At 34.6% G+C, this 2,808-nt stretch carries 2 protein-coding genes and 1 pseudogene; all 3 read right to left on the reverse strand.

The features are described 5' to 3' along the window. Window positions 1-299: pseudogene (locus tag K8S13_RS02760) on the reverse strand (tail-specific protease); the annotation flags it as partial. After that, the gene (gene ylqF / locus K8S13_RS02765) at window positions 274-1,131 is read right to left on the reverse strand and encodes a ribosome biogenesis GTPase YlqF (RefSeq protein WP_291460256.1); all 858 of its coding nucleotides are present in this window, start codon (window positions 1,129-1,131) and stop codon (window positions 274-276) included. The pseudogene K8S13_RS02760 and the gene ylqF, both read right to left, overlap by 26 nt. A 59-nt stretch (window positions 1,132-1,190) precedes the next feature. Continuing rightward, window positions 1,191-1,949 carry an inositol monophosphatase family protein gene (locus K8S13_RS02770; protein WP_291460257.1) on the reverse strand — a complete coding sequence of 253 codons (759 nt, stop codon included), beginning with the start codon at window positions 1,947-1,949 and terminating at the stop codon, window positions 1,191-1,193. Between the last annotated feature and the right edge of the window lie 859 nt (window positions 1,950-2,808).

Consider the following 2,808-nt stretch of genomic DNA (forward strand, 5'->3'; position numbering starts at 1 on the left):
TTAAAAGAATTGATATCTTCCAGGGTGAATAATTGTTTTCTGGGGTCAAGCCGTTTTAAATATCGATCAAGAATAACCGAGGACATTTTGTCATCAAGATTTTTTTCAAGATAATGATATCGTTCCAGTGCGCGAATGATTTTAACACATTGAGAAGAGTGCTCAGCTTTGGGTTTGATTGTGTTGCCGATATTTGCCCATAAAGGTGATGAAAATGATAAAAGAATGAGTAGTGAAAAAAGATATTTTAATAGAATAAAATTATTAATAGAGTTAGTTTTTTTTGGTGTTATTGTCATATTCCAAATCCTTTGGTGTTTCAAAGCTTATTTTACCGATCTTACCGGCTCTAAGTTCACGAATTAATGTTTCAGATGATTTTTGTAAATTTATGATGCCTCCTTTTTTCAAACATCCCCTTGCAGAACCAATCTTTTCTATAAGTATCAGCTCATTTTTTGGTAAAGTTTCCAAAAAAGGATACCGCTGCATCAATAATTCAGGGTATCTCTTGATTAAAAGATTGGCAGCAAAAAATGCAATGCTATTATAGTCAATGGCAGTATCAGATATGGCACCGCTTGCTGCCAGGATATATGCTTTTTGTTCCGGTTCTATCACCGGCCATAATATCCCGGGCGTATCATAAATATCAATATTATTTTTTAAACTGGTCCGTTGCTGGTGTCGGGTGATTGCAGGCACATTGCCAATCTTAGCAATTTTCTTGCCTGCAAGTGAATTTAAAATTGTGGATTTCCCTGTATTGGGAATACCTAAAACCATTACTTTGATTTTTCTGGCCCGGTTTCTGTCAATTCTGTTCACACAATAATTCAATGCCTCATATGCCTGGAATTTATGAGTACCACAAATTGAGATGGCAGGGGTCTTTTCTTTAGCTTCAAAATAATCAAGCCATAATTTTGTTTGTTCAGGGTCTGCAAGATCATCTTTATTTAAGACTTTTAACCTGAATTTGCCTTTACAGATTTTATTTACGAATGGATTAGCGCTTGCATCAGGCAGTCTTGCGTCTAAAATTTCCAAAACAGCGTCCACTTTAGATATAGCCTTTTTAAGCAGGTTTTGTGTTTCAAGCATATGTCCTGGAAACCATTGAATCGTCATTTTGTTTTTTTTTCTTTTTTTAAGTTGGGTAATTTCATTTTCTATAACTTATGGATTTATTAGAAGTTTTCAAGTAACTTCTTTTGAAGATATTTGTTTGTGGCAATGATTCCTTGTTCAGGGAAATTATCATTTCCTTTAAAATCACAGATCATTCCACCTGCCTGCTCAACAATAAAGGCACCTGCTGCAACATCATAAATATTTAGATTCATTTCCCAAAAGCCGTCAAGCCTGCTGCATGCCACATAACAAAGATCAATCGCCGCAGAACCATACCGTCGAATATCTCTTAATTTTGGAACAATTTTGTTAAAATAAAAAAGGTTATTGATGGTTAGATCAGCTCTCAAACAGGCGAATCCTGTAGCCATGACACAATTTATAAGTTTGTCGGCTTCTGAGACGCAAATCGAATGATCATTTAAAAAAGCGCCGCTGTCCCTGGTGGCATAGAATAATTCATTTAAATTCGGCGCATAGACAGCACCACAAATAGTATGACCGAGGTACTGCACTGCTATACTGATGGAATAAAATGGCTGCTGATGAAAAAAAGAGGTGGTTCCGTCTATGGGATCAATGATCCATAGATAATCTGATGAAAAATGGGTCCTGCCGGTTTCCTCTCCAAAAATATCATGTGAAGGATATTTCGCTCTAATCTGTTTAATGATAAAGTCTTCAACCTTTTTATCGGTAATGGTGACCAGGTCTTTTTTATTTTTAAAATCTACATCTGAAGGTCTTAAAAGCTTTTGCTCTTTTTTGCAAATATTACCGGCCTGTTTAATAAGATCTTTTAAAAATGTTATCATTGCATACCCAAATTATTTTATTTAAAATTTAATTAATTATGGCATATTAGTGCTTTTTTTTCAAAGATAAAATCCCCATATAAAGGGTAATCGCATGTAAAGAATTATTTCTAAATATTGGCTATAAAAATTGCAGATTTTAGAATGGTTATTTTGCTTTAACCCTGCCGGGGCATGGGTTGCGATGAATCCGATTGAGCTTCTTACATATTCTAAATTCCGTTGCGCTAACTGGCAAAAACTCGCTGCGCTCAAACACTTTGCCGGTCTTAACGCTCCACTGCATTAAGAATCTGTACAGAAGCCCAATCAACGATTCCCTGCAACCCACACCCCGACCTCCTCGGTAGAATCCAGATCTAAACCCGATATGTAATTTTTGTCCATAATCTCAAAATTGACTTTTACAGGAATTGGATTAACTTATGAGCATTTAAGATTATCAGGAATAGCTTAAGGATAGCAAAATTACGACGAAATAATTGCGTGTAACATTTCAATATTCTTAATATTCATCTCATTTGGGATATTAAAGCCTAATTTTAGTGGAAAATCCACCATACCTGCCCCCACATTTAATGATAAATCAATAATATCGCTTGATGTTGATAAAGATACCAATGCAAAAAAACGATCATAATACCAACACCATAAAAAATATTTTTTAAAATCATCTGATATCGATTTTGAAAATAAGGTTACTCGCCAACTAAGTTGAATCTCATTTATTTAATTTTTGTATGTACTTGACGTAACAAAAATATAATTGATCTTTGAATGGTCAAAGGCGATTATCTACTTGATATTTCTACAAAAAATAGGAATGGAGGTCGATATGAACCCTGACTTAAAGTCACAA

It is taken from the genome of Desulfobacula sp. (assembly GCF_021107415.1).

Bases quoted from the DNA above. Each gene is read 5' to 3' on its own strand.
- ylqF (WP_291460256.1), bottom strand. From the start codon at position 1,131: ATGACGATTCAATGGTTTCCAGGACATATGCTTGAAACACAAAACCTG.
- K8S13_RS02770 (WP_291460257.1), bottom strand. From the start codon at position 1,949: ATGATAACATTTTTAAAAGATCTTATTAAACAGGCCGGTAATATTTGC.